The organism is Nonomuraea sp. IBHARD001 (genome assembly GCF_056106265.1).
In genome coordinates, this window is sequence record NZ_JBWBBW010000002.1 from 8,048,943 (window position 1) to 8,075,932 (window position 26,990).

General features: G+C 70.1%; 29 protein-coding genes. 12 read left to right on the forward strand and 17 right to left on the reverse strand.

All coding sequences use genetic code 11. The features are described 5' to 3' along the window. Nucleotides 1-2: 2 nt before the first annotated feature. From ACTWNK_RS38200 to ACTWNK_RS38220, 5 genes are all read right to left on the reverse strand, one after another. Complete coding sequence (locus ACTWNK_RS38200) at nucleotides 3-3,431, reverse strand: TcpE family conjugal transfer membrane protein (RefSeq protein ID WP_474309791.1); 3,429 nt, start codon at nucleotides 3,429-3,431, stop codon at nucleotides 3-5. Nucleotides 3,432-3,513: 82 nt separating this feature from the next. Next, complete coding sequence (locus ACTWNK_RS38205) at nucleotides 3,514-3,789, reverse strand: hypothetical protein (RefSeq protein ID WP_474309792.1); 276 nt, start codon at nucleotides 3,787-3,789, stop codon at nucleotides 3,514-3,516. 60 nt (nucleotides 3,790-3,849) lie between these two features. Continuing rightward, a complete protein-coding gene (locus ACTWNK_RS38210; RefSeq protein ID WP_474309793.1) occupies nucleotides 3,850-4,782 on the reverse strand; it encodes a conjugal transfer protein in 933 nt (310 codons plus the stop codon). 419 nt (nucleotides 4,783-5,201) lie between these two features. Then, a complete protein-coding gene (locus ACTWNK_RS38215; RefSeq protein WP_474309794.1) occupies nucleotides 5,202-5,552 on the reverse strand; it encodes a hypothetical protein in 351 nt (116 codons plus the stop codon). A gap of 176 nt (nucleotides 5,553-5,728) precedes the next feature. Then, nucleotides 5,729-6,172: a hypothetical protein gene (locus tag ACTWNK_RS38220; RefSeq protein WP_474309795.1), complete on the reverse strand. Its 444-nt coding sequence runs from the start codon at nucleotides 6,170-6,172 to the stop codon at nucleotides 5,729-5,731. A gap of 170 nt (nucleotides 6,173-6,342) precedes the next feature. Between ACTWNK_RS38220 and ACTWNK_RS38225 the strand changes: the two genes are divergently transcribed. After that, nucleotides 6,343-6,618, forward strand: coding sequence for a CopG family transcriptional regulator (locus tag ACTWNK_RS38225; RefSeq protein ID WP_474309796.1), 276 nt, complete (start codon nucleotides 6,343-6,345; stop codon nucleotides 6,616-6,618). Then, nucleotides 6,615-7,022 carry a PIN domain-containing protein gene (locus ACTWNK_RS38230; protein WP_474309797.1) on the forward strand — a complete coding sequence of 136 codons (408 nt, stop codon included), beginning with the start codon at nucleotides 6,615-6,617 and terminating at the stop codon, nucleotides 7,020-7,022. The genes ACTWNK_RS38225 and ACTWNK_RS38230 overlap by 4 nt, the downstream gene beginning before the upstream one ends. Before the next feature lie 49 nt (nucleotides 7,023-7,071). Here ACTWNK_RS38230 and ychF read toward each other — a convergent pair whose 3' ends face one another. After that, nucleotides 7,072-8,148 carry a redox-regulated ATPase YchF gene (gene ychF / locus ACTWNK_RS38235; RefSeq protein ID WP_474309798.1) on the reverse strand — a complete coding sequence of 359 codons (1,077 nt, stop codon included), beginning with the start codon at nucleotides 8,146-8,148 and terminating at the stop codon, nucleotides 7,072-7,074. Between the two features lie 11 nt (nucleotides 8,149-8,159). Then, on the reverse strand, nucleotides 8,160-8,954 hold the full coding sequence (locus tag ACTWNK_RS38240; RefSeq protein WP_474309799.1) for a hypothetical protein: 795 nt from the start codon (nucleotides 8,952-8,954) through the stop codon (nucleotides 8,160-8,162). 108 nt (nucleotides 8,955-9,062) lie between these two features. Between ACTWNK_RS38240 and ACTWNK_RS38245 the strand changes: the two genes are divergently transcribed. Next, nucleotides 9,063-10,331, forward strand: coding sequence for a DNA recombination protein RmuC (locus tag ACTWNK_RS38245; protein ID WP_474309800.1), 1,269 nt, complete (start codon nucleotides 9,063-9,065; stop codon nucleotides 10,329-10,331). Nucleotides 10,332-10,404: 73 nt separating this feature from the next. Continuing rightward, nucleotides 10,405-11,025: a DUF6542 domain-containing protein gene (locus tag ACTWNK_RS38250; protein WP_474309801.1), complete on the forward strand. Its 621-nt coding sequence runs from the start codon at nucleotides 10,405-10,407 to the stop codon at nucleotides 11,023-11,025. A gap of 22 nt (nucleotides 11,026-11,047) precedes the next feature. Here the strand turns inward: ACTWNK_RS38250 and ACTWNK_RS38255 are convergent, their stop codons facing one another. Then, on the reverse strand, nucleotides 11,048-12,013 hold the full coding sequence (locus tag ACTWNK_RS38255) for a 4-hydroxy-3-methylbut-2-enyl diphosphate reductase (RefSeq protein ID WP_474309802.1): 966 nt from the start codon (nucleotides 12,011-12,013) through the stop codon (nucleotides 11,048-11,050). Between the two features lie 105 nt (nucleotides 12,014-12,118). On the opposite strand from ACTWNK_RS38255, the gene ACTWNK_RS38260 reads away from it, so the two are divergent. From ACTWNK_RS38260 to ACTWNK_RS38270, 3 genes are all read left to right on the forward strand, one after another. Next, a complete protein-coding gene (locus ACTWNK_RS38260) occupies nucleotides 12,119-13,111 on the forward strand; it encodes a hypothetical protein (RefSeq protein ID WP_474309803.1) in 993 nt (330 codons plus the stop codon). 146 nt (nucleotides 13,112-13,257) lie between these two features. Further along, nucleotides 13,258-14,580, forward strand: coding sequence for an exodeoxyribonuclease VII large subunit (gene xseA, locus ACTWNK_RS38265; RefSeq protein WP_474309804.1), 1,323 nt, complete (start codon nucleotides 13,258-13,260; stop codon nucleotides 14,578-14,580). Nucleotides 14,581-14,630: 50 nt separating this feature from the next. Then, nucleotides 14,631-14,861, forward strand: a complete 231-nt coding sequence (locus ACTWNK_RS38270) for an exodeoxyribonuclease VII small subunit (RefSeq protein WP_474309806.1) — start codon at nucleotides 14,631-14,633, stop codon at nucleotides 14,859-14,861. Here ACTWNK_RS38270 and ACTWNK_RS38275 read toward each other — a convergent pair. Genes ACTWNK_RS38275 through ACTWNK_RS38290 form a run of 4 tightly spaced genes read right to left on the reverse strand, consistent with a single transcriptional unit; the run spans nucleotide 14,858 to nucleotide 19,462 of the window. Then, a complete protein-coding gene (locus tag ACTWNK_RS38275) occupies nucleotides 14,858-16,429 on the reverse strand; it encodes a beta-N-acetylhexosaminidase (RefSeq protein ID WP_474309807.1) in 1,572 nt (523 codons plus the stop codon). The genes ACTWNK_RS38270 and ACTWNK_RS38275 overlap by 4 nt on opposite strands. Further along, a complete protein-coding gene (locus ACTWNK_RS38280; protein WP_474309808.1) occupies nucleotides 16,429-17,268 on the reverse strand; it encodes a carbohydrate ABC transporter permease in 840 nt (279 codons plus the stop codon). Before ACTWNK_RS38280 ends, ACTWNK_RS38275 begins: the two co-directional genes overlap by 1 nt. Next, nucleotides 17,265-18,203, reverse strand: a complete 939-nt coding sequence (locus tag ACTWNK_RS38285; protein WP_474309809.1) for a carbohydrate ABC transporter permease — start codon at nucleotides 18,201-18,203, stop codon at nucleotides 17,265-17,267. The genes ACTWNK_RS38280 and ACTWNK_RS38285 overlap by 4 nt, the downstream gene beginning before the upstream one ends. Continuing rightward, a complete protein-coding gene (locus ACTWNK_RS38290; RefSeq protein ID WP_474309810.1) occupies nucleotides 18,200-19,462 on the reverse strand; it encodes an extracellular solute-binding protein in 1,263 nt (420 codons plus the stop codon). The genes ACTWNK_RS38285 and ACTWNK_RS38290 overlap by 4 nt, the downstream gene beginning before the upstream one ends. 137 nt (nucleotides 19,463-19,599) lie before the next feature. Between ACTWNK_RS38290 and ACTWNK_RS38295 the strand changes: the two genes are divergently transcribed. Genes ACTWNK_RS38295 through ACTWNK_RS38305 form a run of 3 tightly spaced genes read left to right on the forward strand, consistent with a single transcriptional unit; the run spans nucleotide 19,600 to nucleotide 21,786 of the window. After that, complete coding sequence (locus tag ACTWNK_RS38295) at nucleotides 19,600-20,409, forward strand: IclR family transcriptional regulator (protein WP_474309811.1); 810 nt, start codon at nucleotides 19,600-19,602, stop codon at nucleotides 20,407-20,409. Further along, nucleotides 20,406-21,365, forward strand: coding sequence for a sugar kinase (locus ACTWNK_RS38300; protein ID WP_474309812.1), 960 nt, complete (start codon nucleotides 20,406-20,408; stop codon nucleotides 21,363-21,365). Before ACTWNK_RS38295 ends, ACTWNK_RS38300 begins: the two co-directional genes overlap by 4 nt. Before the next feature lie 40 nt (nucleotides 21,366-21,405). Further along, nucleotides 21,406-21,786 carry a Rid family detoxifying hydrolase gene (locus ACTWNK_RS38305; protein WP_474309813.1) on the forward strand — a complete coding sequence of 127 codons (381 nt, stop codon included), beginning with the start codon at nucleotides 21,406-21,408 and terminating at the stop codon, nucleotides 21,784-21,786. Nucleotides 21,787-21,792: 6 nt separating this feature from the next. On the opposite strand, the gene ACTWNK_RS38310 is transcribed toward ACTWNK_RS38305, so the two are convergent. Next, nucleotides 21,793-22,206 carry a nitroreductase family deazaflavin-dependent oxidoreductase gene (locus ACTWNK_RS38310; RefSeq protein WP_474309814.1) on the reverse strand — a complete coding sequence of 138 codons (414 nt, stop codon included), beginning with the start codon at nucleotides 22,204-22,206 and terminating at the stop codon, nucleotides 21,793-21,795. Nucleotides 22,207-22,304: 98 nt separating this feature from the next. Here ACTWNK_RS38310 and ACTWNK_RS38315 point away from each other — a divergent pair, with 98 nt between their 5' ends. Continuing rightward, a complete protein-coding gene (locus ACTWNK_RS38315; RefSeq protein WP_474309815.1) occupies nucleotides 22,305-22,901 on the forward strand; it encodes a TetR/AcrR family transcriptional regulator in 597 nt (198 codons plus the stop codon). 13 nt (nucleotides 22,902-22,914) lie between these two features. On the opposite strand, the gene ACTWNK_RS38320 is transcribed toward ACTWNK_RS38315, so the two are convergent. The 3 genes from ACTWNK_RS38320 to ACTWNK_RS38330 all read right to left on the reverse strand — a co-directional run bounded on the left by ACTWNK_RS38320 (nucleotide 22,915) and on the right by ACTWNK_RS38330 (nucleotide 25,113). After that, a complete protein-coding gene (locus tag ACTWNK_RS38320) occupies nucleotides 22,915-23,796 on the reverse strand; it encodes a glycerophosphodiester phosphodiesterase family protein (RefSeq protein ID WP_474309816.1) in 882 nt (293 codons plus the stop codon). A 109-nt stretch (nucleotides 23,797-23,905) separates the two neighbouring features. Continuing rightward, nucleotides 23,906-24,436 (reverse strand): DUF4245 domain-containing protein, encoded by a 531-nt coding sequence (locus tag ACTWNK_RS38325; protein WP_474309817.1) that lies wholly within the window; start codon nucleotides 24,434-24,436, stop codon nucleotides 23,906-23,908. 11 nt (nucleotides 24,437-24,447) lie between these two features. Beyond that, on the reverse strand, nucleotides 24,448-25,113 hold the full coding sequence (locus ACTWNK_RS38330) for a TetR/AcrR family transcriptional regulator (protein ID WP_474309818.1): 666 nt from the start codon (nucleotides 25,111-25,113) through the stop codon (nucleotides 24,448-24,450). A gap of 81 nt (nucleotides 25,114-25,194) precedes the next feature. Between ACTWNK_RS38330 and glpX the strand changes: the two genes are divergently transcribed. Then, the gene (gene glpX, locus ACTWNK_RS38335; protein WP_474309819.1) at nucleotides 25,195-26,232 is read left to right on the forward strand and encodes a class II fructose-bisphosphatase; all 1,038 of its coding nucleotides are present in this window, start codon (nucleotides 25,195-25,197) and stop codon (nucleotides 26,230-26,232) included. Nucleotides 26,233-26,317: 85 nt separating this feature from the next. Here glpX and ACTWNK_RS38340 read toward each other — a convergent pair whose 3' ends face one another. Beyond that, the gene (locus ACTWNK_RS38340) at nucleotides 26,318-26,968 is read right to left on the reverse strand and encodes a DUF1707 SHOCT-like domain-containing protein (RefSeq protein ID WP_474309820.1); all 651 of its coding nucleotides are present in this window, start codon (nucleotides 26,966-26,968) and stop codon (nucleotides 26,318-26,320) included. Nucleotides 26,969-26,990: the final 22 nt, after the last annotated feature.

Sequence of the window (26,990 nt, forward strand, 5' to 3'; positions counted from 1 at the left end):
GGTCACTGGGCCAGTTCCTCCTCGCTCGATCTCGTCCTTAGCACCTGTCCCGCTGCCGCAGCCGGCCCACTGCCCGAGCCGGCTCCGGCCGCCGCGAAGCCTGCGATCACCACACCGGCCAGGGCGACGTAGGCCCGCCTGCCCGCGGGGCGCAGACGCGCCGGTTCGACCGGCCCCGACGAACTGGGGGCGAGGTCGTCCTCCCACGGCACCCTGACGATGGCCCGGCATCGCCCGCGGGCCACAGCCTCGGCCTGCTCGACATCGGCCATGCTGCGCCTGCTGACTCCGTTGACCACCATGATCGCGCGCTTACGGAGATCCGCGCAGCCATGTCCGTCAAGCCATTCGTACGTCATGGCCACGGCTTCGGCCGCGTCCTCACTCGCCGGGGCGACAAGTACCAGTTGATCCGCATAAGGCAGGATTCGTCCGGCGAGGGCGGCGGCCGGGTCGAGCACCGACAGCTTGTAGTGCCTGTCGATCAGATGCATCGCCTGCCCGAGCCGGTGCTCGGAGAACAACGACCGATCGGCGAACCCCAGCTCGGCCTCCTCCTCGGCGTCGGCCGCCACCACTTCGAGGCCCGTCGGCGTCCTGGTGGTGTAGGCGCGCATGCGGAGATAGCCGTTGATCTGGTCCAGCCCCGCCAGCAACGAGGCCAGCGTCTCGGGCGACTCCACCACGATGCGCTCCGACATCGTGTGACTCCCGGCATTGGCGTCGACCGCCAGCACCCGCTCCTCCCTGAGCCTGGCGAACGTGTGCCCCAGCATCAGCGCCGTCGTACTCTGCCCCGCTCCCCCCGTGCAGCCCAGCACGACGATCCGCCTGCTCCCCCCGAACGCCGCCCTCGCCCTGGCCTCGTCCACCTCCGACCCGTCACTACGGCTCCCGCCGCCTCCCACCACGACCTGCGCCACCCGCCGCCATCCCCCCGCTTCCCTGCCGACGACCGACTCCACCCGCCGCACCCGCTGCTCCCCCTCGCCCGGCCCCTCCCGCTGCTCGTCCGGCGCACGGAAGTCAGGCCTGACCTTGGACTCGTCCTGCTGAGACACCGGAGGTACGGCGAGCGCATCCGGCTTGGCCGCCGCCGCGCCTGCCACGGGGATGGGTCTGATGGTCGGCTTGGGCTGCGTACGGGCGTCCCATGCCGCCGGGGCGACCTGCTGGACCGGAGGGGCGCCTTGGCCCTTGGCCGAGGCCGGGATTCTGGGGAGGCGTGGGGTGTCGTCCGGGGTTGGGTGGGGTGTGTTCTGGGCGTCGGTGCGCGGGGGGTGGCCGGTGCGGTGCTTGAGGTGGGCGTCGGTGGGGGTGGGGGTGGGGTCGTGCGGGGTCGGCTGGGTGGGGGTGGGGGTGGGGGCGCCGGGCGTGGCGGCGTCGGCTGAGGCTGCCAGCTTGCGGAGGCGTCGAAGGGCTTCGCTGTCGATGGGGCGGGGGGTGGGCTTTGGCGGGGTGGTCGCGGCTTCTGCGGTCGGGGCTTCTGCGGTCGGGGCTTCTGCGGTCGGGGCTTCTGCGGTCGGGGTGGGGTCGGGGGTGGTTGTGGGGGCGGGGTGGGGCTCGGAATTGAGGTCGGGCTCGGCGTGGGGGGGGACGTCTGCGGCGGTCCGGTCGGGGGTTGCCGCCTCTGCCTGTGTCTTGGGCTGGTCGTCGGTGGCCTCAGGCGCGAGGGGGGGCGGTGTCGTGGGGGTGAGCGGCGTTGCCGTCTCGGACTGGGATGCCGGGCCGGACTGCACATCCAGGTTCGGCTGCACGGCCAGGTTGGGCTGAATGCTCGATGTGTCTTGCCTGGCGGGCTCTTCGGAGCTGGCGGACATTTCGGGAATGTCTGCGTCGCCGGGCATGTCGGAAACGCCGGACACCTCTGAGTCGACAGACACGTCTCGGCCGACAGGCATCACGGAGTCGCCGGGCATCTCAGACTCGATGGGACGCGTCGGCGCTTCCGGTTGCATGGGCACGTGCACGGCGGGCTCGTCTTGCGACACAGGCGAAATAAGCGAAATGTCCGCCTGCTCGACCGATGCCACAGACGGCTCGAAGTTCACGGCAAATTCGGCATGCGGCCCAGGCTCAACACTCGGGCCAGACTCAACACTCGGGCCAGACTCAACACTCGGGCCAGACTCAACACCCGCGGAAAGCTCAACGCTTGGGCCGGGGTGGACGCTCGCCACCGGCTCAGGGCTCACAACCGGCTTGACGCCCAGCACGGGGTCGGAGCCCGCGACAGGCTCAACGTTCGATGCGGGATCGAAGTTCGGGACAGCCCCAGCGCCCAAAGCGGGCTCAACACCCCGCGCGGCCTCGGCGCTGGTGTGGGGCTCGGTCAGCCAGGCGTCCAGCTCGTGAGCGGACTGTACGTCCTCGTCTCGCGCAGGCATGACGACAGGGCCGACCTCATCCCGCGTAGGCAGGACGACGTCTCGCGCAGGCACGACAGGGCCGGGCTCGTTCCGTGCAAGGGGGGCGGCGTCTAGCGCAGGCTCGGCAGAGGGGTCGGCGTCGTCTCGCGCGTACCGTGCGGATGGGGCCGTCCGGTCTCGGGAGGGCTGGTTCTGTACGGCGGGGATCGGCGGTTCGACGGCCTCGGGCGTCTCGGGCGCGGGCTCCGGCACCTCGAAGGAGGCGGGGCCGTCGAACGACGACGAGCGAGCCCCCCATACGGGGGTGTTCGGCCGTACTGGAGTCTGGGTGTGAGGGCGTTGGACGTCTGCCCAGGCGGGCTGGGCGGTGTCGCTCTGCCGTACCTGGTCCTCGCGGCGGGGCGGGAGGGGGAGGTCGGCGGGCGGGTCGGCCAGGGCGGGGGCGGCGCCTCGGCGGCGGGGGGCCACGGCGGTGCCCCAGGCGGTGGCCTTGCGGGGGGCGGCCGGTTCGGCGACGGGAGCGTGGGTGGCAGCGGCGGCGGCTGCGGCCACGGCGGGGCGTACCTCGCGGGCCTTGGCCTGTGCCGGTGTCAGGCCGGACACGGCGGCGGAGGCGGCGAGCTTGGCCTTGGCCTTGGCCTTGGCGCGGGCGGGCTTGCGGACCTTCTGGGTGGCCTTGGCGCGCACGGGCACACCGCTGGCCCGCCACACGCGCCCGGTGAGCGCCACGGTCTCGGGCTCGGCCAGCGGCGCCATCCGCGACCACGAACGCGGCTCCCCGAGGTAGCGCAGCTGCGACTCCAGCAACTCCGTCAGGCGCTTGCCCTCGATGACGGGACGCGTGGACAGCCAGGTGACGATGCCGGGAGGGACGAGGTACAGGACATGCCACGGCATGGCGATCGGTACGCCGATCAGCCACAGGAACAGCGCCCAGGGCACGATCACGCCGACGAAGACGCCGATCCAGACGATCGGCAGCGGCGTCGGAAGCCGTAGGTCGTACAGCTTGTAGAGCCGCTTCTCGATGCGCCAGATGTTCGTATATGTAGGCAGGTCCATGCAGTCCTCCTCTCCACCCTCGCGTGCGGCCGAGTCCTCCGCTCTCGTTCAATGACCGCTCTGTGGCGGTCTCAACCCTCTCTCACCGGATGCCCAGGGCACCCGCGATGGCCTTGGCCGTCACCTCGATGACATTGGGCACATAGAAGATCACACCGATGGCTACGGCCAGAATAAGGAACTGGACGAACCGCGTGATCTCGCGTGTGAAGAGGAAGAACAGCGCGACGACCGACACGACGACCAGGAACAGCGGAGCGAAGAAGGCGCGCAGGAAGTTCGCGAGCCCTTCGGTGTTGACGCCGGTGGGAGCCGGTGTCGGAGTGGCTGCCGCCAGCTCAGCGGCGTTCAGGACCATGGTCTTAAGGATCACTTCTCGTCCTCCCGGGGGGTACCGATCAGCAGTGCGGCCGTGCGTCTATCCAACGGACCGACCGGCGCCGCGGATGTCTTCGACGAACCATTTGTCGCCCTGCTTCTCGACAGTGAGACGGTAGACCTGTTCGAGCCGCCCCTCGGCTGCGCTCGGCGAGGTCGGCGTCGGCTCGGCGGACGGCGCCCCGGAGGGCACCCCCCACACCACCACCGCCTGCACCTGTCGGGTGGCACCCCCCACAGGAACCACGACTTCCTTGAGCTCGGCGAAGGTGAAGGCTCCGCCGAAGTTCGGCAGGTTGACCCCTTGGGACAGGAATCGCTGCAGTCCGATCGCGTCGCCCTCGGCGTAGGCCTTGAAGAAGCCTTCGAGCTGCGGGCGGAGCTCCTGCGCCGCGGCCTCGTCGCCCTTGACCTCCGCGATCTGCGGCAGGTCGGCGGCGGCGGGCGCGGGCAGCAGCGCGGGCCGCGCGGAGACCACGAACCTCTCGCCGCCGTAGAAGACCGGCACCGACAGCAGCAGCCTGCGGTTGCCCGACTGGAACGCCAGCGTGACCACGGCATTCCTGGCGTCGATCACCTCGACCCCGAAGGGCTGGATGGCGGTGGCGTACATTCGGCCGAGGCCGTCCCAGCCGAACTGGGAGTCGGCGCCGTCGGGCAGATACGGAGCCAGCCATCCGGCGCGCTCGCTCGCGCGGTCGCCGTTGAGATTGAGGTACATACCCGCGAACTGCAGGGCGAATGACGACGCCCTGTCGGTCGGGAATCCGGAATCGGCCGCCTTGGGATCGACCGCGGCAGGCGCCGCCGTCTCGGTAAAGCGCTCGAAAGGCGCACGGACCCCATTGACCACGATGACCACGATGAGCGCCCAAAGAATGGCACGCCCGGTCCACACCAGCCAGCGGCCACCGCCACCGGACCAACGGCCGCGGCGGGACACACGTCTGGAGGGCTGGACATCGTCGACCATTTCAGGGTACGCCGACAGCTCAGGGTCACCAGCCGTCCTAGGACCTTGCTGGACGGTGGACCTTCGAGCCATCACGCCTCCGCTCGCGCCATTCCCCCCGGCTGGCGCGGTGTCGTCCTTCTCGAACCCTGTCATCCGTGGTGAAGCAATCACCCTATCGGTCCCCGCAATTGTTCCAGGAAAGCCACGCCCATGCTGCAGGCATCGTCGCGACACGGCAAACCGAGTGTGCATGACGAAGGAGCGTGACCGATTCGCTACGAATTCAGATATCGCCTGGCCAGCGGCCTGTACGGTTACCACAAAGCCACTCATTGGTTACCAAAGCGCTCACGACTATCGCATTTGCCGTAGAACGCGAACGGCCGCACACCCCCAGGGCATGCGGCCAGGTCAGCGCCGCGAAAACGATTGGCGACTCAGGCCGTCTCCGGCCCGTCCACCGCGCGCAGGTGCCTGCGACGCAACTGGATCACATTCGACGTCGGGGACTCGTGCGTCAGGGCCACCCGCTTCGGCGGCGGCGCCGCCCGGTCCAGGAACCCTCGCAGCTCCCCCAGCATGACCGTCACGTCACGCCGGTGCAGCCGCCTGCCGACCTCCTCCCGCTCATCCACCTTCCGGCGCAGGTAGGCCTCACGATTGACCCGCAGGCCGTACATGAGTTCCACCCTGAGCAGGGCCAGCTCCTCCTCCAGCGTGATGCACTCCAGCGAGGGCACCCGTGCGGGTACTTCGGGACGTCTCTTACGAAGTATGCGGCGGATCATGTGAGTCCCTCCCGATTCAGCGTGAACGCCGTGACGATTCGACGCGCAGGGGCCGACAGGGGTTGACGCAGCAGAGTGTCCCGATATGACGAGAACGTCAGACATCCCCGCAGAAACCTCTAAAACCGCACCCCCAGCCCCTCCCTGCCACTGAAACGGCAGATCCCCGGCCGCCGTCAGGAAGCCGCCCTCGCCAGCGCCTCCGCGTACTCCTCGGCCGCCATGCCGCTGTCCGGGTAGGTCTGGTGGAGGTCGTACTGATCGGCCGCCCATTGGCGATAGGCAGTACGAAGACCGGTTTCGTCGGCGTCGAGCACGGCGGCCAGCTCCGGCCACGTGACGCCGCCCTGCAAGGCGTGATGGATGTTGGAAGGATGCCGCACGGTCCTGGCCACGCACTCGGCCAAGGCCAGGAGCTCGACGTGCTCGGCAGGCGTCAAAGGCGTGGGCGCGTCGACGCCATGCCTGGCAGGGTCATAGCGCCCACTGGCCACCAGCTCGGCCCGCGCCTGAGCGGAGGCCCGCCTGGCCGACAGCTCGTCATAACGCGCCAACTGCCGAGCGACAGGCATGTCGAAACGCGCGTCACGCCACGTCGTACGGCCATCGGGTGCGGTCATGGGCGACTCCTCACAGACATCGGGCTCGGACGTGGACCCCAGCATGGGAGGGCCGCAATCGCCACGCAACACGACAACGCCTCCTTCTCCCGTGCGTCAACCACGTGCTCAGCAGGTCATCGGGACACAAGTCCCGGGCGCTGTAATAGTTTCTGTATTAGAATGACCTCGTGAAGTCACCCCGTCCCGGCGGCACGGAGAACATCTCCGTCTCGATGCCCTCCGAACTCCTCGGAGCTCTGCGCACACGCACCGGCAAGCGCGGCATGTCCGCATACGTGGCGGCCGCGGTGCGGCATCAGCTCGCCATGGACGGCCTCGCCGAGATCGTGGCCGCCTACGAAGCCGACCACGAGCCGCTGAGCGAGGCCGAGATCCAGGCCGCGCAGCGCGAACTGTTCGGTGACGCACCGGCGCCTTACGCGTCGAACGACAGCGCCGCTTGAAGGAGCCCACCGCCAGGTCCCTGGTGCTCGACTGCCAGGCGCTGGCGCTGCTCCTGCGCGACGACCGCCAAATGATCACGCGCATCGAAGCCGCCCGGCGCGTGGGCGTACCGGTCCTCGTGTCGGCCCTGACGGTGGTGGAGGCGGCTCACGCGAAGACGGATACCGCCCGGCTGCACTGGGTGCTCTCCCGGCTTCAGGTACAGGACGTCGCCCAGGCCGACAGCTTCGCCGCGGTGCGGCTGCTGAGCGACGCCGGCGGCCTGCACGGCCACAAGTACGCCATCGACGCCCTGGTCGCGGCGATGGCGCTTCGCTCCCCGGCGCCCGTCCTCGTCCTGACCTCCGATCGCGACGACTGGTCGAGACTGTGCGGCGATCGCGTACGGATCAAGGACATCTGACGTCCGCCCGCATCACGGGGTCCGGCCCCTCGTGATGACACGTCAACCGCTACACGTTGAAGCGGAACTCGACCACGTCGCCGTCGCGCATGACGTAGTCCTTGCCCTCGATGCGGGCCTTGCCCACGGAGCGGGCGTTGGCGATGGAGCCGGTTTCGATCAGGTCGTCGAAGGAGACGATCTCGGCCTTGATGAAACCGCGCTGGAAGTCGGTGTGGATGACGCCCGCGGCCTCCGGAGCGGTGGCGCCCTTGCGGATCGTCCAGGCGCGGGCCTCCTTGGGGCCCGCGGTGAGGTAGGTCTGCAGGCCGAGGGTCTCGAAGCCGACCCTGGCCAGCTGCGTCAGGCCGGACTCCTGCTGCCCGACGGACTGCAGGAGTTCGAGCGCCTCGTCGTCGGGCAGCTCGACGAGCTCGGACTCGATCTTGGCGTCGAGGAAGACGGCCTCGGCGGGTGCGACGAGGGCGGACAGCTGGGCGCGCAGGTCCTCGTCGACGAGTTCGTCGGCGTCGAGGTTGAACACGTACAGGAACGGCTTGGCCGTCAGCAGGTGCAGCTCGCGCAGGTCGGTCAGGTCCAGGCCGCTCTCGAAGACCGTCTTGCCGGTCTCCAGGACCTTGGCCGCGGCCTCGGCGGCCTCCAGCGCGGCCTTCTTGTCCTTGTTGGTACGCGCCTCCTTCTGCAGGCGCGGGATGGCCTTCTCCACGGTCTGCAGGTCGGCGTAGATCAGCTCGGTGTTGATCGTCTCGATGTCGCGCTTGGGGGCGACGTCGCCGTCGACGTGCGTGACGTCGGGGTCGCTGAAGACGCGGATCACCTGGCAGATGGCGTCGGTGTCGCGGATGTTGGCCAGGAACTGGTTGCCCCTGCCCTGCCCCTCGGACGCGCCGCGCACCAGGCCCGCGATGTCGACGAACTCCACCTTGGCGGGCAGGATGCGCTGTGAGCCGAAGATCTCGGCCAGCTTGCCGAGCCGCTCGTCCGGCACGCCGACGATGCCGACATTGGGCTCGATGGTGGCGAACGGGTAGTTCGCCGCCAGAGCGTTGGCGGTCTTGGTCAACGCGTTGAAGAGCGTCGACTTTCCGACGTTGGGCAGGCCGACGATACCGATGCTGAGGCTCACGGGCGTTGAGTTTAGTGCTTCAGCCGACTCAGACAGGTCACGGGCCGCAGCGCCCCCTCGGCCGTGAGGTAGGCGTCGGAACCGCCGGGACAGGCGTCGCGGTGCGCGCCGAGCGCGGTGACCTTGGCCCACGCCCCCGCCGAGCCGCACGCCACCCTGACGATGGCCGAGCGCGTCAGCGCCTCACGCCTCGGCTTGGCGACGCACGCGCCCTTGGACAGGACCGCGCCGCCCTCGCCGAGGCAGACGGCGGTGCCGTCGTCGCGGGTGAGCGCGTCGAGCGTGGCCGCCTTCGGGCAACGGCCGGGCGTGCGGGCGGTGGCGACGGCTCTGCCGTACCAGCCGGGGGTGGTGCAGGGGTGTTCGCGGCCGTCGAGGGCCACGCAGTCGCCGGGGCGCAGGGCGCCGCCGCCCATGCCGGGGTCGCCGGGGTGCGGGGCGGCGAGGTTGCGTACGCAGGCGGTGCGGCGCTGGCCGACCCTGACGACCTCGTCGGTGGCGTCGGGGCACTGGCCGAGCTCGGGCGGGTCCGCCGCCATCGCGCCCACCGTGCCGGTCGCGGGCCTGGCCGCCCTGCCCTTCGCGCCCTCGGGCACGACGCACGAGGTGAGCTCGAAGCTGGCGCCGTCACGACGTACGCAGGCGCCCTGGGACCAGCGCAGGGTGGGCGGCGCCGCCTTGGCCGTGCCGGGCACGGCGCTCTCGTCCGCCCTTCCGGCGATCACGGCGCCCGCCGCCGCGACCACGACGGCCGCGACCACGACGGTGGCGGCGAGGGACACCAGCATCTTCGCTCCAGTAGTCACAAAGGTACTGTGAGTGACGGAGATGCGGCTGCACAAGCGGAATGCGGACTCTTCGCATGCAAGCGTGTCGGGGCGACCCCGGCGCGCGGCCCTGGAATCATGCCGACAATGGACGTCCTCTCGCTCGTTCTCGGTCTCGTGGTCGGACTCGCCATCGGATTCCTGCTCGCCAGGACCAGGATGGCCGTACGCGTGGCCGAGTCGGACGCGAAGGCGAAGGCGGCGGCCGAGAAGCTGGCGTATGTCGAGGAGCAGCTCGCCGAGCGCTTCCAGGCCCTGTCGGCCCGCGCGCTCGACGTCAACAACCTGCGCTTCCTCGAACTGGCCGAGACCAGGCTCTCCGCCTCGCGCGCCGAGGCGAGCGGCGACCTCGAACAACGCCGCCAGGCGGTCGAGCACCTGGTCGAACCGCTGAAGGACGCCCTGGCCAGGGTCGAGGGCCAGCTGCGCGACACCGAGTCCGGCCAGCGTGCGGCCCGCGCCGAACTCGCCCAGCAGATGGAGTTCGTCAGGCAGAGCAACGAGCAGTTGCGCTCGCAGACCACGGCGCTCGTACGCGCCCTGCAGCGGCCGGAGGCCAGGGGCCGCTGGGGCGAGATGCAGCTGCGCCGCGTGGCCGAGATCGCCGGGATGTCGCGCTTCTGTGACTTCGACGAGCAGGCCAGCGTCTCCACCGCCGACGGCGCCCAGCGCCCCGACATGGTCATCAGGCTGGCCGGAGGCAAGAACATCGTCGTCGACTCCAAGGTCTCACTCGCCGCCTACCTGGAGGCCGCCGAGGCCGGGGACGAGAAACTGCAGTCGGTACGGCTGGACGCGCACGCCAGGCACGTGCGCGACCACATCGACAGGCTGGCCGCCAAGGCGTACTGGCAGGCGTTCAGCCCTTCGCCGGAGTTCGTGGTGCTGTTCATCCCGGGCGAGGCCTTCCTCGCGCCCGCCCTCGAGCGCGACGGCACGCTGCTGGAGTACGCGATGACCAGGCGCGTGCACATCGCCACGCCCACCACGCTCATCACCATGCTGCGCACCGCGCACTACGCCTGGCAGCAGGCGGCGCTCAGCGAGAACGCCAAGGCGGTGTTCGAACTCGGCAAGGAGCTGTACGACCGGCTCAGCAGCCTCGGCCGCAATGTCGAACAGCTGGGCCGGGCGCTGACCCGGTCGGTCGAGGCCTACAACAAGACGGTGGGCTCGCTGGAGAGCCGGGTCCTGGTGAGTGCCCGCAAACTGAACGATCTGGGCGTCGTGGACGGCGACCTGGAAGCACCGGACATGCTCGACGGTCTCCCGAGGCCGCTCAGCTCCCCTGAACTGCTGGAAACCTCGTCTCTGATGTCGCACGTGAACGGTAAGTTGGCGGGCGACCTGTCCTGACGCAGGATGGTCGCAAGGGGGGCGGGGCCGTGAAGGAGCGACTGCTGTGTCGCCGTCCGGCGAGGGAGGGCACATGAGCAAGGGCGAGGGCGCCGCGTCCGGTCCCGCACCGGCGCCGGGCGCCTCCGGTGGTCGGGGAGCGGGCACGCGGGGCAAGGCGGGCGCGCGGGCGAAGGGCGGCAGACCGGGCGGCGGCGGGATCAAGCTGACCGCACGCGGGGCGGTGGCGCTCGTGCTCATCGTGACGCTGGCCGGTTACGTGCTGGCCGCGCTGCTGTCGCTGCCGATCCTGGTCGGCCCGTTCTTCGTCGCCGCGTGTCTGGCCGGTGTCGTGCTGGTCAACGCGCGTGAGCTGCTGTCGCTGGTGGTGACGCCGCCGCTGGTGTTCTTCGCCGCCACGCTGGTCGTCGAGCTCGGCAGGTCGCTGACCTCGGCCTCCGTACTCCAGGCGCTGTCGCTGGGGATGTTCGCGTCGCTGTCGTCGGGTGCGCCTTGGCTGTTCGCCGGGTCGGCGCTGGTGCTCGGCGTGGCCTGGCGGCGGGGGCTGCGGGCCAACGTACGCGAGCTGCGTGAGGAGTTGCGGGCCGACGCCGCCGTGCCGAAGCCCAGGGGCGGGCGCACGCCCGAGTTCGCACCCGAGCCGGAGGGGTACTTCGAGCCGAAGGTGTACGGGACGCCACGCGTCGAGGAGTGACGTCCCGTCCGTGTGTCGTGCCTCAGCCTGCGCGCAGGTCCTTGCGGAGCTCGTGCGGGAGGGCGAAACGCATGCTCTCCTTGACCGACTCGATCTCGGCCACGTCGTCGTAGCCGTGGCCGGCGAGGAAGGCGAGCACGCCGTCGACCAGCTCTTCGGGCACCGAGGCGCCGCTGGTCACGCCGACCGTCGTGACGCCTTCGAGCCATTCGGCCTTGATGAAGGAGGCGTCGTCGACCAGGTAGGAGGCGTCGGCGCCGTAGTCCTTGGCGACCTCGACCAGGCGCTTGGAGTTGGAGGAGTTCTCGGAGCCTACGACGATGACGAGCTGTGACTCGGCCGCCAGCTCCTTCACCGCGACCTGGCGGTTCTGGGTGGCGTAGCAGATGTCGTCGCTCGGCGGGTCGAGCAGCGTCGGGAAGCGCTCCCTGAGCCGGGTGACGGTCTCGATGGTCTCGTCGACCGACAGGGTGGTCTGGGAGAGCCAGACCAGCTTGTCCGGGTCCTTGACCTCGATCCGGTCGACGGCGTCGAGGCCGTCGACGAGCTGGATGTGGTCGGGCGCCTCACCGGCGGTGCCCTCGACCTCCTCGTGGCCCTCGTGCCCGATCAGCAGGATGTCGTAGTCCTGCGAGGCGAACCTCTTGGCCTCGTTGTGCACCTTGGTGACGAGTGGGCAGGTCGCGTCGATCGTGCGGAGACTGCGGCCTCTGGCCTGCTCGTGCACGGCGGGCGACACACCGTGTGCGGAGAAGACGACGATCTCGCCCTCGGGCACCTCCTCGGTCTCGTCGACGAAGATGGCGCCGCGAGCCTCTAGGGTCTTGACCACATGGGTGTTGTGCACGATCTGCTTACGTACGTAGATCGGCGCGCCGTACTGCTCCAGGGCCTTCTCCACCGCCTCCACGGCTCGGTCGACTCCGGCGCAGTAGCCGCGAGGCTTGGCCACGAGTACACGTCGGGTGCTGGGGGTCGCAGGCGTCATGTTCCTATGCTACGTGGAGTGGCGACGCCGTCAGGGCTCGCCCATCAGGCAGGACGTTTGCCAGACTTGCCGCCCAACAACAGAAGACCTCCCAGGGAGTCCCCTATGTCGCTCGGCGACGTACTTCGAAACATTGCCAAAACGGTCACCGACAAAGAGAAGGTCAAGGAGGTGCCGCTGCTGGTCGTCCAGGGGACGCTGAGCGTCGCCGGGCAGGCCCTGCTGTTCGCCGATCGGCTGCGCAACGGCATCAAGGACCTCGTCAGCCGTGAGGAGCGTCCGGCGGCCGAGTCCGAGCCCGAGACGCCCGCCGTCGAGGAGAAGCCGGCCCGCCGGGAGCCCGTGATCTTCGCACCGCGCCCGGCGGCCGACGCCGACTCCAACGGCGCCAAGCCCAAGGCCGACCCGGTCATCTTCGCCCCGGCCACCAAGCCTTCGACGCCCACGACCGAGACCACCGACGCCGCCGACGCCGCTGCGGCCACCACCGGCTCCACGGGCTCCACCGCGAACGGCACCGCCCCGACGCACGCCCCGGTCGCCGAAGAGCCCGTCGCAGAGCCGACCGAAGAGCCGGCCGCTGAGACCAAGCCGGTCGAGGCAGTGCACGTCGAGGCAGCGCCCGACGCCGCCCCCGTCGTCGAAGAGCCGGTCGCCGAGACGCCCAAGCCGTCCCCCGCCGCCGCCCCCGAAGCCGCCCCCGAAGCCGCTCCCGTCGCCGAGGCCCCCAAGCCCGCCCCCAGGAAGCGCGCCCCGGCCAAGCCGAAGGCCGCGACCGCCGCCCCGGCCGCCACCACCCCGGCCGCAGCCAAGCCCAAGACCCCCGCTAAACCCAGGACCGCGACGCCCAAGCCCGCGGCTGCCAAGCCCACCGCCGTGCCAGCCGAAGCCGCCGTCGCCTCCGCCGCCGGGTCCGCCTCCGCCGCCCCCCTCCCCGGCTACGACGACCTCACCGTCGCCTCCCTCAGGGCCAGGATGCGTGGCAAGTCCGCCGAGCAGATCACCGAGCTGCTCGCCTACGAGACGGCCAACGCCGCACGCCCCGAGGTCGTGAAGATGTTCGAGACCCGCCTGGCCAAGATCGCCGCCGAGGCCTGAGCAGGCGAGCACCGCAGCGGGCGCCCCGCCACCCCGGCGCCCTCCTGCCCTCCTCAAGCACGTCCCGGGGCGACCAACCCCGACAGGAACACCCCGGCGACATCGCAAGACGCGAGAACGTCGCCCGCGCACCGTAGCCTTCCCTCATGAGCGCGAAGACCTCGGCCGAACAGCCTCTCCCGGTCCGCACGGTCCTGCAGATGGTCGCGGGCTGGATCGGCAAGCTGGGCACGGTCTGGGTGGAGGGCCAGATCACCGACCTCACCGCGCGCGGCGGCACCGTGTTCCTGACGTTGCGCGACCCGGTGGCCAACGTGTCGGCCAGGGTCACCGCCCCGCGCGGCGTCTACGAGGCCACCGTGCCACGGCCCGCCGACGGCGCCCGTGTCGTCGTGCACGTCAAGCCGGACTTCTGGGTCAACAAGGGCTCGTTCGCCTTCACCGCGCTGGAGATCAGGCCGGTCGGCGTCGGTGAGCTGCTGGCCAGGCTGGAGCGGCTGCGTTCGGTGCTGGCGGCCGAAGGGCTGTTCAACGCCGACCGCAAGCGCCGACTGCCGTTCCTGCCGGGCACGGTGGGCCTGATCTGCGGGCGCGACTCGGCGGCCGAGCGCGACGTGCTGGAGAACGCCAGGCGCCGCTGGCCCGCCGTGCGGTTCAAGGTGGAGCAGGTCGCCGTCCAGGGCCCTTACGCGGTGGGCGAGGTGACCGAGGCGCTGCGCAGGCTCGACGGCGACACCTCGGTCGACGTCATCGTGATCGCCCGTGGCGGCGGCTCCCTTGAGGACCTGCTGCCGTTCTCAGACGAGATGCTGGTCCGTGCGGTCTCGGCGAGCCGTACCCCTGTGGTGAGTGCGATCGGGCACGAGCAGGACAGCCCGCTGCTCGACCTGGTGGCCGACGTGCGGGCCTCGACGCCGACCGACGCCGCGAAGAAGGTGGTGCCGGACGTCGGCGAGCAGCTCACGCTGGTGCGCCAGCTACGTGACAGGGGGCGCCGGGTGGTGGGCGGCTGGCTGGAGCGGGAGCGCTCCTGGCTGGTCTCGGTGCGTTCACGCCCTTCGCTCGCCGATCCCGTGCGTGAGCTGGAGCGCCGTTCGGAGCAGGTGGAGGCGTTGCGCGACCGCACGCGGCGCAGTCTGACCTCCTCGCTCGACCGTGCGGGCGACTCCCTCACCCACCTGCGTGCCCGCCTGGTCACCCTCTCCCCCGCCGCCACGCTGGAACGCGGCTACGCGATCGTGCAGCTGCCGTCGGGCGAGGTCGTCCGCACGACGGGCGCGGTGGCGCCGGGCGACACGCTCACCGTGCGGCTGACCGACGGACGCCTGAGCGTGACGGCGTCGGGCGACGAGGCCCCTGCGGCCAAACCGGCCCCCAAGCGCAAACCGGCGACCAGGCGCAAGCCGGAACCCAAGGCCGACCCCGAGCCCACCGAGTCCAGGACAGAGCCCGAGGCTGAAGCGGACTGATCGGCGGGCCAGGGCCGCGTTTGTCGGCGGGTGACCCTAGGGTGGGTGCCGTGGCAGACGAGAAGGCACCCTCCTATGAGCAGGCCCGCGAGGAGCTGACCGATGTGGTCCGCCGCCTGGAGACCGGCGGCCTCACCCTTGAGCAGTCGATCGAGCTGTGGGAGCGCGGCGAGAAGCTGGCCGCGATCTGCGAGGAGTGGTTGCAGGGCGCACGGGTGAAGCTGGCCGCCGCGATGGCCCGCAGGTCCGACCCGGCGACCGGCGACGACACCCCGTTCTAGCCGGGCTCGCCGAGCAGTTCGGCGACCAAGGCCTCACGCTGCCCTCTGGTGATCGGCCAGCCGGGCGCGTCCGGCCTGCTCTGCCAGGGATGCGGCCCCGTCAGCGGCCGGTACTCCACGGCGAGCGCGTCCAGCCTGCGCAGATGCGTCTCCAGGCGCACGGCGAAGTCGTCCCACGACGGACGCCCGGTCGACCAGACCGCCTCGGCGAAGGCGCACAGCCGGGGGAAGACCATGTAGTCGACCACACGCGGCGAGTCCATGTGCTCGGTCCACACGTTGCACTGCCCGCCGATCACCCAGGCGGCGGCGTCGTCGGCGAGTGTGGCGGGCACCGGCTCGAAGGCGTGCACCTCGCGCAGGCTGAGCGGCGGCCCGACCGGAATGGGCTCGGCGGGGTCGTCGGACTGGCGGTAGTCCAGATAGACCGACGTGTCCGGACAGGCGACCACGCGATGCCCGGCGAGCGCCGCCAGCTCGACCGAACGAGGCCCGCGCCAGGCGGCCACGGTCACCCCGGGAGGCGCGGCGCCTTCGAGGATCTCGTCCCACGCATAGGGAGTACGGCCGCGCGCGGCGACGTGCTGGGCCAGCGAGCGCATGAAGGCGTTCCTGGCATACAGGTCGCCCGGCGCCTCGTCGCCGCCGATGCCGACATGCGTGGCCGGGAACAGGTCGATGACCTCGTTGAGCACGTCCTTGCAGAAGTCGAGGGCGGCCTGCGAGGTGACGTCCAGCATGTGCTCGGCGATCCCGCCCCACGCGGGACGCACCTCGGCGCTCTCGCCGTCGGCTGCGGCCAGCCACGGGTAGGCGGCGACGGCGGCCTGCGTGTGACCGGGCAGGTCGATCTCGGGCACGACGGTGATGGCCCTGACCTCGGCGTAGGCGACGATCTCCCTGATGTCTTCGGCGGTGTAGTGGCCGCCGTGCGGTCTGGCCGTGTACGTGGCGTGGCGGCGGTCGCCGACCATGCTGGAGGCGCGCCAGCCGCCGACCGAGGTCAGTTCGGGGTACTTGGCGATCTCGATCCGCCAGCCCTGGTCGTCGGTCAGGTGCAGGTGCAGCACGTTGAGCCGGTGGAAGGCCAGCAGGTCGACGAATCTGAGCAGATCGGCCTTGGGCATGAAGTGCCTGGCGACGTCGAGCATGCAGCCGCGCCAGCCGTACCTGGGGCTGTCCTCGACGACGACGGCGGGCAGCAGGGGCGCACGGCCGGAGGGGGCGCGGCGCAGGGAGGCGGGCGGCAGGAGCTGGCGCAGGGTCTGGGCGCCGTAGAAGGCTCCGGCCGCGTCGCCGCCGGTGATCCGGACCCCGCGTACGGCGTTGACCTCGAGACGGTAGCCCTCGGGGCCGAGCGCCGGGTCGAGCCTGAGTGCGATGCCGGGCCCGGCGCCGGGCAGCAGTTCGGCGCCGAGTGCGGGCCCGAGTTCGGCGCGCAGCCATCCGGCCACGCCGGACAGCCCCGGCGCGGCGTCGAGGGTGGTGGCGGGGCCGAGGGCGAAGACGCCTTCACCCGCGTGCACCGTGGTCGGCATCGGCACCAGGCCGAACGATTCGACAGTCATCAGTCCTTCACCGCTCCCGCGAGCCCCGAGACGAGGCGCCTTTGCACCAGCACGAAGAAGATCAGCACAGGGATCGTCATCAGGGTGGAGGCCGCCATGATGCCGCCCCAGTCGTTCTCGTCCGGCTTGAAGAACACCAGAAGCGCCGAGGGCAGCGTCTGGTTGTCCTTGGCCGAGATGATGAAGGTCCGTGCGAAAAGAAAGTCGTTCCACGCCGTGATGAACGAGAACACACTGGTCGCGATCAGCCCGGGCGCCACCAGCGGGAACAGCACCCGCCAGAGGATCACCGTACGGCTGGCCCCGTCGATCATCGCCGCCTCCTCCAGCGCCTCGGGCACGGCGGCGACGAAGCCGCGCATCATCCAGATGGCGAAGGGCAGCGAGACCGCCAGGTTGACCAGGACGAGCGAGCCGAGTGTGTTCAGCCCGACCCCGGGCACGACCGTGCCGATATCCCTGACCAGGAAGAACATCGGAATGGTGAGCGCCTCGATCGGCACCATCTGCGCCACCAGGAACATGATCAGGACAGTGGTCCTGAACTTGAAGGTGAACCTGGTGACCGCGACCGCCGCGAGGAAGGCGACCACGGCCGACAGCAGCACGACGGCGAGTGCGATGCCGAGGCTGTTGAGCAGGTAGCGGCCGAAGTTCTCGCCGGTGAGCACCCGGGTGAAGTTCTCCAGGGTCGGCGAGAGCGTCCACGGCCGCACCGACAGCGACTGGATCTCCCCGTCCGGCTTGATCGCCGAGAGCACCATCCAGTAGATGGGGAAGAACGCCACGATCGCCACCACGATCGCGACGACATTGAAGAACAGCCGAGAGCGCGTCACAACTTCTCCCCCGACCGGTAGAGCGTGCGGATGTAGAACAGGGTGATCACCAGCAGGATCAGCGTCATGATCATGCCGATCGCCGAGCCGAGACCGTACTCCGACGAGCCGAACGCGGTCTGGTAGGCGTAGACGTTGAGCACCGAGTTCTGCCCGGCGATGCCGCCGCCGTTGGTCATGACGTAGATCTGCGTGAAGATCTTGAAGTCCCAGATGATCGACTGGATGACCACGATCGTGATCAGCGGCCGCAGCATCGGCACGATGACCCGCCAGAACGACTGCCAGGTGCTGGCCCCGTCGAGCGAGGCGGCCTCCAGCACGGACGCGGGCACCGCCTGGATCCCGGCGTACAGGGTGACCATGACGAACGGGAAGGAGTGCCACACGACGGTCGCGCCGACCACGCCGAAGGTGACCCACTTGTCGTAGAACCAGTTGAAGCCCTCGATGCCGAGCACCTGGTTGACCAGGCCGAGGTCGGCGTCGAACAGGAACATCCACACGGTCGCGCCGGTCATCGCCGGAGCCGCCCACGCGGCCATCGCGGCCAGCGACAGCAGCAGCCTGGGGATGCGGCCCGCCTTGGTGAGCACGACGGCGAGCGCCGCGCCGACCGCGAGCGTGGCCACGACGAGCACGGCGGCGAAGCCGACGGTCTGGCCGAGCACCATCCAGAACTTCTGGTCGCCGAGCACGGCCTGGTAGTTGCCGAGCCCGAGGAAGGTCGTCGGCTCACCGCCGCTGACCTGGGCCTGGCGGTAGTCGAAGACCGACAGCAGGCCCAGCATGTACACCGGGTAGCCGAAGAGCGGCAGCAGCACGGCCGCCGCGGGCAGCAGGTAGAGCCAGGGGCGCCATCTGCCCCTGGCTCGCGTCCCGGCCACGGGGCGGGCCCGGACGACCGGGCCCGCCGATGTGGTACCTGTCGTCATGACCGGCCGAATGCGGTGTTCACCGCCGCGGCGGCCTCGTCCGTCGCCTGTTCGACGGTCGCCTGCTTGGTGGCGATCTTCTGCAGCAGGGTCGGGATGACCTTCTGGTTGTCGATCTTCACCCAGGCCGGGTCGATCGGCACGAACTTGGTGCCCGCCGCGACCGTGTCGAGGAACGGCTTGAGGAAGGGGTCCTTGGCCGCGAGCTCGTCACGTGCGCTGGTCAGCGTGGGCAGGTTGCCCATGGCCTCGTACATCTTGGTCTGGTACGTCTTGCCGCCGAGCAGTTGCAGGAACTTCACCGCGAGCGTGCGGTGCTTGGCGTTCTTCATGACGCCGAGGTTGTTGCCGCCGGAGAACGCCGGGGCGACGGTGCCCGCGTCGATGCCGGGCAGCGGGATCACCGCGTACTTGTCCTTGGCGGCTCCGGCGTCGACGGCTCCCCTGCTGAAGTTGCCGAGGATGCCCATGGCGGCCTTGCCGGTGGCGAACAGCTCGACGGTCTTGCCGCCGGTGAGGCTGGCGCACGCCTGCGGCGGGCAGTTGTCGTCGGCGAGCAGGTCGGTGTAGGCCTGCACACCCTTGCGCGACTCGGGGCTGTTGAGCTTGTCGATGTCGCCGCCCGCGCTCCACACGAACGGCAGCGCGCCGAAGGTGTACTCGCCGCCGACGGCCACGCCGTACAGTTCGGGCTTCTTCTTGCGGATGGTGCGTGCGGTCTCGGTCAGCTCGGCGATCGACGTGGGGGGCTTGAGGCCGAGCTCGTCGAAGACGTCGGTGCGGTAGTAGAGGGCGCGGATGCCGATGTACCAGGGCAGGCCGTAGACCTTGCCGTCGACGGTGGCGGACTTGAGCAGGTCGGCGCTGACGTCCTTGCCCTCGGCCCAGCCGTTGATGTCGGCCGACAGGTCGGCGAAGCCTCCGGCTGCGGCGTACTCGGCCAGGTCGGTGTTGCCGTACTCGACGACGTCGGGCGCGCTCGCGGGGTCGTTGAAGGCGCCCTTGAACTTCTCGTGCCTGGCGGGTGTGGTCGGGACGTGGCTGACCTCGACGGTGACACCGGGGTTGGCCGCGGTGAACTCCTGGATGGCCTCGTTGACGACCTTGTCCTTGGGCGCGCGGTTCGGCTCCTCGAACAGCCACACCTTGAGCGTGCCCGTCTTCTCGTCACCGCCGCCGTCGCCGGTGGAGGTGGACGGCGCACACGCGGCCAGGGCCAGGACGGCCACACCGGCCGCGGTCCACTTAAGGATCTTCACAGCATTCTCCTCCTGTTGGCGGCAGACCCTAGGAAGCGCTTGTCCACCCGAGGAAGACCTCATGTGATTTGTTGTGCAATGCAGAACGACGTCCCGAAAATGTGACATCGGGCGATTGGTCGCCTAACTTGACCTGCGTGTTCGATGACCCCATCCACCCCACACCGCCCCAGGGCGCAGAGCGCAACCAGTCGGCGTCCTTGCGCAGGGCGCTGGCGGTGCTGGAGTACGTGCGCGACCACGGCGGCCCTGGTCACGGCCTGCCGCTCTCCCGTCTGGCCGAGGCCGTCGGCCTGTCCAAAAGCACGGTGCTGCGCCTGGCCGTGCCCCTGGTCGAGGCCGGGCTGCTGGAGCGTGACCGCAAGAGCGGCGCCTACCGGCTCGGCACCGGCGCCCTGCATCTCGGCCAGGCCTACCTGTCCACCCTCGACCTGCGCACGGTGGCGGCCGAGGAGACGCACGGCCTCATGCGCGAGGTACGCGAGACCGTGCACCTGGTCGTCTACGACTGGCCGTACGTCGTCTACATCGACAAGGTGGAGAACGAGACCACCGTCCGCATGGCCTCACGCATCGGCAGCAGGGGCCAGCTGTACTGCACGGCCGTCGGCAAGGCGATACTCGCCCACCTGCCCGGCGAGATGGTCGAGCAGGTCGTGGCGGCCGGGATGCCCGCGCTGACCAGGTACACCATCACCGACGCGGGCCGGCTCACCACCGAACTGGCCAGGATCAGGCAGCGGGGGTACTCCGTCGACGACCGCGAGAACGAGCCAGAGGTACGCTGCGTGGCGGCCCCGATCTTCAACCACAGCGACGACCCCGTCTCCGCGCTCTCGATCTCCGGCCTGACCTCGCGCATCACCGCCGCGCGTGTGCGGGAGCTCGGACCGATGGTGGCGGAGACAGCGCTGCGCATCTCCAGAAAGCTGGGATCCACACGATGACCTCTCCGTCGGCCGACCTGGTGACACTAGGCGAGACCATGGCCCTGTTCACCGCACGGCGGGTCGGACCGCTGCAGCACGCCCGCGAGTTCGATCTCGGGATCGGCGGCGCGGAGTCGAACCTGGCCATCGGCGCCACCCGCCTCGGCGTGCGCGCCGCGTGGCTGGGCCGGGTGGGCGCCGACGAGTTCGGCGACCTGGTCCGCTCGACGCTGGCCGGGCAGGGCGTCGACGTCAGCCGCATGATCGTCGACCCTTCGGCCTCGACCGGCCTGATGGTCAAGGGCAGGCGTACGGCCGAACTCGTCGACGTGCGCTACTACCGTTCGGGCAGTGCGGGCTCGCGGCTGAGCGCCGAGGACCTGGACCTGCCGCTGATCCGCTCGGCCAGGGTCCTGCACGTCACCGGCATCACCCCTGCCCTGTCCCCCGGCGCGCACGGCGCCGTGCTGGCCGCCGTGGCCGAGGCGAAGGCCGCGGGCGTGCTGGTCTCGCTGGACGTCAACTACCGGCGCGGCCTGTGGACGCCCGAGGCGGCGAGCGCCGGACTGTGCGAGCTGGTCAAGTCGGCCGACGTCGTCTTCGCCACCGAGGCGGAGGCCGGGCTCTTCGTCGAGGGCGGCACTCCGGCCGCCCTGGCCGAGGAGCTCGCCGCACTCGGCCCCCGGCACGTGCTGATCAAACTCGGCGCCCGCGGCGCCGTCGAACTGTCCGACGCCGGGGTACGGCAGGCGGCGCCGTACCAGGTGACCGAGCTGGATCCGGTCGGGGCCGGTGACGCCTTCGCCGCCGGGTGGCTGGCCGAGTGGCTGGCGGGGGCCGATCCCGAGCGGCGGCTGGACACCGCGTGCGCGGCCGGGGCCTTCGCCGTCACCGCGAGCGGCGACTGGGAGAGCCTGCCGCGCCGCTCCGATCTTCGTCTGCTGCGTCCGGCGCCCGACGCGGTCGACCGTTAGACCCCTCTGTTTCCCGCTTCCATCACCTCTGGAGAGTCCCATGCATGCCATCAGCACCGACGCGGCACCGGCGCCCGGCGGCGCCTTCTCGCAGGCCGTCGCCACCGGGCAGCTCGTCTTCACCGCGGGCACGGTGCCCGTCGACCCGGCGACCGGCAAGATCGTCGGCGACGATGTCGTCACCCAGACCCGCCAGGTGCTCGACAACCTCACCGCGATCCTCGCCGCCGACGGCCTCACCCTGGCCGACGTCGTCAAGGTGACCACGCATCTGGAGAACGTTCGCGAGGACTTCGCCGCATACGACCAGGTCTACCGCGAGTACTTCACCGAGCCCTACCCCGCTCGCACCACCGTCGGCTCCGACCTGATCAACGTCCTGGTCGAGATCGACGTGGTGGCCGAGCGCAGGGCCGGCTGACCCAGCTCAGGCCTTGCGGCTGAGCGCGAGCACCGGGATGACGCGCTGGGTCTTCTTCTTGTAGTCGGCGAAGCCCTCCGCGACCGCGACCATCCGGTCGTAGAGTGCGTCGCGCTCGGCCTCGTCGGCGATGACCTCGGCCCTCGCCTCGTAGGTCTCGGTGCCGACCTCGACCGTGAGGTCCGGGTTGGCCACCAGGTTGTGGTACCAGGACGGGTGGTTGTCGGCTCCGGCGTTGGAGGCGATGACCACGATCCTGCCGCCGTCGGGCAGGTACATCACCGGCGAGGTCAGACGCCTGCCGGTCTTGGCTCCTGTGGTGGTCATCAGTACCAGGTTGTGGCCTTCGAAGTAGCCGCCCACCTTGCCGGAGTTGGCCCGGAACTCCTCGATGACCTTCTCGTTCCAGTCGTTCGCCATGCTCGCCCCTCGCATTGGAATGCCTGTTGTAAACGGAGAACCCTCCGGATATTAACCGGAGAGCTCTCCGCTTACAAGGAGTACAGTGCGGAGGTGTGATGCGACGTGTCGTCCCTCTGCAGATCGCCGGACAGCCCGCCCCCGAGCGCGCCGACGCGGCCCGCAACCGCGAACGCATCCTCGCGGTGGCCGCCTGCCTGCTCGGCGAGTGCGGGGCCGAGGCGCTCTCGCTCGACGAGGTCGCCAGGCGTGCGGGCGTGGGCGTCGGCACCGTCTACCGGCGCTTCGGCGACCGGAGCGGCCTGCTCTACGCCCTGCTCGACGAGCGTGAGCGCAGGTTCCAGGCCGCGTTCATGACCGGTCCGGCGCCGCTGGGGCCCGGTGCGCCCGCCGCCGAGCGCGTCAGGGCCTTCCTGCACGCCCTGGTCGACCGGGTCGGCTCCCAGGAGTCGCTGCTGCGCGTCGCCGAACGCGCCTCCAAGCAGGGCAGGTTCGGCGGGGCCTACTCCGTCTACCACACCCATCTGAGCGGCCTGCTGGCCGAGCTCGATCCCGAGGCGCCCTGCGCCTATCTGGCCGACGCGCTGCTGGCTCCGGTCAACGCGGGGCTGATCGCCTTCCAGATCCACGAGCGCGGCCGGAGCACCGCCTGGGTGAAGGACGGCCTGGACGCCCTGCTGGATCGCGTGCTGTGAGCCCGCCGTCCCCTCAGCGCGGCTCGGCCAGCACCTTCTTCAGCAGGTCCGGCCGGTCGGTCATGATGCCGTCGGCACCCATCGCGACGAGCCTGCGCATGGTGGCCTCGTCGTTGATCGTCCAGTAGTGCACCTGCTGGCCCAGGCGGTGCGCGCCGTCGACCAGGCCCTTGTCGCCGAGGTCGAAGCCGCTGCTCTCCAGCGGGATCTGCAGCACGCTCGCCTGCGGGCGGTAGAAGCCCGGCACCCAGAACTTGTGGGTCAGGGCGAACATCGTCGCCTCCGCCCGGCCCGCGCCCACCGCGACCTTGCCGCCGCTCAGCCGTCTGAAGGTGTCGACGAGCAGTTGGTCGAAGGAGACGACGACGATTCTCCTCTCCAGGCCGTGCTTGGTGATCAGGGCCCAGAGCTTGGCCTCGATCTCGGGATAGGCGGCCTTGATCTCGACATTGAACAGCTTGCTGTCGCCGTACTTGGTGAACAGCTCCTCCAGTCTGGCGATCCTGGCGCCCTTGCCCCGGTAGCTGTGCCTGCCCTTGAGGTCGGTGAAGGAGTGGCCGGCGTCCAGCTTCTTCAGCTCGGCCCAGGTGAGGGAGTCGACCCGGCCGGTGCCGTCGGTCGTCCTGTCGACGGTGTCGTCGTGGATGGTGACGAGCTGGCCGTCCTTCGACAGGTGGACGTCGGTCTCCAGCACGTCGGCGCCGTGGGAGACGGCCAGGTCGAAGGCTGCCATCGTGTTGCTCGGCGCCAGCAGCTCACCGCCCTGGTGCGCGATCGACAGCGGCGTCCTGGCGCCGGGGAAGGCCGTGAGCGGCCGGTCCGGGGTGAACACGTAGTACATGAGCGAGTGCGCGACCACCAGCCCGAACACCAGGGCGAGGACGGCGGGAAGCACACGCCGCTTTCGAGCAGTCTGGTTTCCAGCGGTTCGGGCCGATTTCACGGCGCTCATTCTCCGAGAGAACGCCGATCGATGCCAGTGCGCACAGGCTTCAGTACGGCCTTCAGGAGGTCGTCAGGGCCTTGGCCAGATCGGCGAGCTGGGGGTAGTCGGCCGTGCCGGTGACGATGATCGTGGCGTTCGGCAGGGTGCGGATGAGCGAGCGCTGCTTCTTGTCCTCGCGGTAGCGCTGCTCCCACGGCTGACCGGCGATCTCCAGCGTGCCCGTCGCCTTGTCGGTGTTGGTGTTGCGGTTGACGAACTCCGCCGACGGCCGGGCATCGGTCTGGATCAACATGGCGTGGTGGCGCTTGCCGTCCGGGCCGTTGGAGGTGGCGTAGCCGAGACGCCAGGTGAAGGGGCTCTTCGGCTGGTCGAAGCGCGAACTGGTCGGGATCCAGCCCGCCGGGTCCTTCGCCGGCGCCCACACCTCGAACGGCGCCTCGCGCCTGGCGTTGGCCAGGTCCATGCTGTAGTTGACCGCGGGGATGTGCTCTTCGCGGCTCTGCGGAGTGATCAGCAGGAAGATGCCGGCGCCCGCGAGGCAGACGAAGAGCGCGAAGGCGTAGCCGTAGAAACCCTGAGTGAAGCGCACGGACGCCGAGATTACCCGCTGTCGGCCTCGGTCAGGGAAGCGGCCGGCTCGATCCGCGCCACGGCGGGCTCGATCCGGCCGATGATGGCGAGCACGTCGTCGGCCAGCCTGCGGGAGGCGTCCTCGTCGCCCGAGAGCACGACCTCCGACACCGCCGCGGCCAGCGCGCCCGTCACGACCACCACGAGCGCGCCCTCGTCGTGGTCGAACAGCGCCGCGTTGCGCTTGGCCCACTGGCGCAGCCGATCGCGCATGACGACCTCGAAGCCGGGCGGACCGTCGCCGCGCAGGAACAGCGCCGCGAGCTCGCGCTCCTGCAGCGAGCCCTCCAGATAGGCGCGGGCCGCGGCGATGAACACCCGCATGGGGTCGTTCTCGCCCTGCGCGCGTGTTTCACGTGCCGCCTGCTTGGTACGTAGCGTCTGGCGGGCTTGGAACTCCTCGAACAACGTCAGATAGAGGTCGGCTTTGCCGGAGAAGTGGTGATACAGGCTGCCGACGCTGGCTCCGGCTCGTGCGACCACGTCGGTGACGCCCGCTTCGGCGAAGCCGCTCGTGACGAACACCTCGCGGGCCGCGTCGAGGAGGGCCATCCGCGTGGCCGCGCCTCGCTCGGATGTGCGCACCGCGCCCGTGCCTTGGGCCGCTGTCACCGGCCGTTCCGCATCGCTGCTCATGAAGGGAACATTATCCCCCGCTTACCGGCCACAGACCGGTAACTACGATCGAGGCAGTTGTCCACGAGGAGGCTCGTCTTCATGTCCGAACAGTCATCTGTTCCCGCCGCGCTCGCCACCGGTGAGCACGCACCTGACCGCAACCTCGCGATGGAGCTGGTACGCGTCACCGAGGCGGCCGCCATGGCGGCGGCACGCTGGGTCGGGCGCGGTGACAAGAACGGCGCGGACGGCGCCGCGGTCAACGCCATGCGCCAGTTGATCAATACCGTTTCGATGAACGGCGTCGTGGTGATCGGCGAGGGCGAGAAGGACCACGCGCCCATGCTGTTCAACGGCGAGCAGGTCGGCGACGGCTCGGGCCCCGAGTGCGACGTGGCCGTCGACCCGATCGACGGCACCCGGTTGACCGCACTCGGCATGCCGGACGCCATCTCGGTCATCGCGGTGAGCGAGCGCGGCTCGATGTACGACCCCTCGGCCGTCTTCTACATGGAAAAGCTCGTCACCGGCCCCGAGGCGGCGGGCGTCGTCGACATCAACGCCCCCGTGGCCGACAACATCAAGGCCGTGGCCAGGGCCAAGGGCGGCACCTCGCCCTCCGACGTCACGGTGGTCATCCTGGACCGGCCCAGGCACGAGGGCATCGTCAAGGAGATCAGGGAGACCGGCGCGCGGATCAAGTTCATCCCGGACGGCGACGTGGCCGGAGCGATCATGGCCGCCCGCGCGGGCACCGGCGTCGACCTCATGCTCGGCATCGGCGGCACCCCCGAGGGCATCATCGCCGCGTGTGCGCTGAAGTGCCTGGGCGGTGTGATCCAGGGCAGGCTCTGGCCCCAGGACGACGCCGAACGCCGTCGCGCCCTCGACGCCGGTCACGACCTGGACAAGGTGCTGACCACCGGCGACCTGGTCACCTCCGACGACGTGTTCTTCGCCGCGACCGGCATCACGCAGGGCGAGCTGATGAGCGGCGTGCGCTTCAGGGGCGGCGCCGCGATCACCAGTTCCCTCGTGATGCGCGGCAGGTCGGGCACCATCCGCAAGATCGAGAGCGAGCACCAGCTCTGGAAGCTCCGCGCCTACAGTGCGATCAACTTCGACAGCGCGGGCTGACACGCGGGCGCCTTGACGTGCCGGGACGCGCGGGCCTTCGGGTCCGCGCACCCCGGGCTGACACGCGGGCGTCCCGGAGGGGTGCTCAGCGGCGGCGACGGCGCTTGGGCGGTTCCTTGACCTTGACCTCGCCGAGGAAGTTGGTGGTGTGGACCTCGACGGTGGGGGCGTCGGGGTCGTCCTGGGGGCGGGTGAGGCGTGCGGTCTTCTCCTTGGTCACCCTGATGACCTCGACGCCTTCGGGGACGTGGATCTCCAGGCCGCCGAAGACGAGCGTGGCGGTGATGACGACGCGGTGGCTCTGCATGATGGCGTCGCGCAGGTCGAGCTTGGTGGTGCCGAACATGGCGGTCACCGCGAACTCCGACGGCACCACCCAGCGCCCTTCGCGCTGCTCCTTCTTGAAGATGGACGCCACGTTGCGCCCGCCCTCGATCCGCAGCGGCTGCTGGTCGGGCGGCAGCAGGTCGGTGGTGACGGAGGCGAGTTCGCCCAGCGTGCGCGCCTGGTAGGTGTAGGCGACGCGCTCCTCGAACTCCTCCAGGCGCAGCCTGCCGTCGGCGAAGGCGTCGTTGAGCACCTGGACGACGTGCTCCCTGTCGGCGTCGGAGGCCCGTAGTTCGTGCGGTTCGGGACCTTCGCTCTTCGGCCTTCTGCTCGACTGCCACTCTTCGGCCAGGCGTTCCCCGACCTCGGCCAGGCGCGGCAGCCACGACGATCCCGGGCGTTCATTCACACTTATCACGATATCCGCCTCT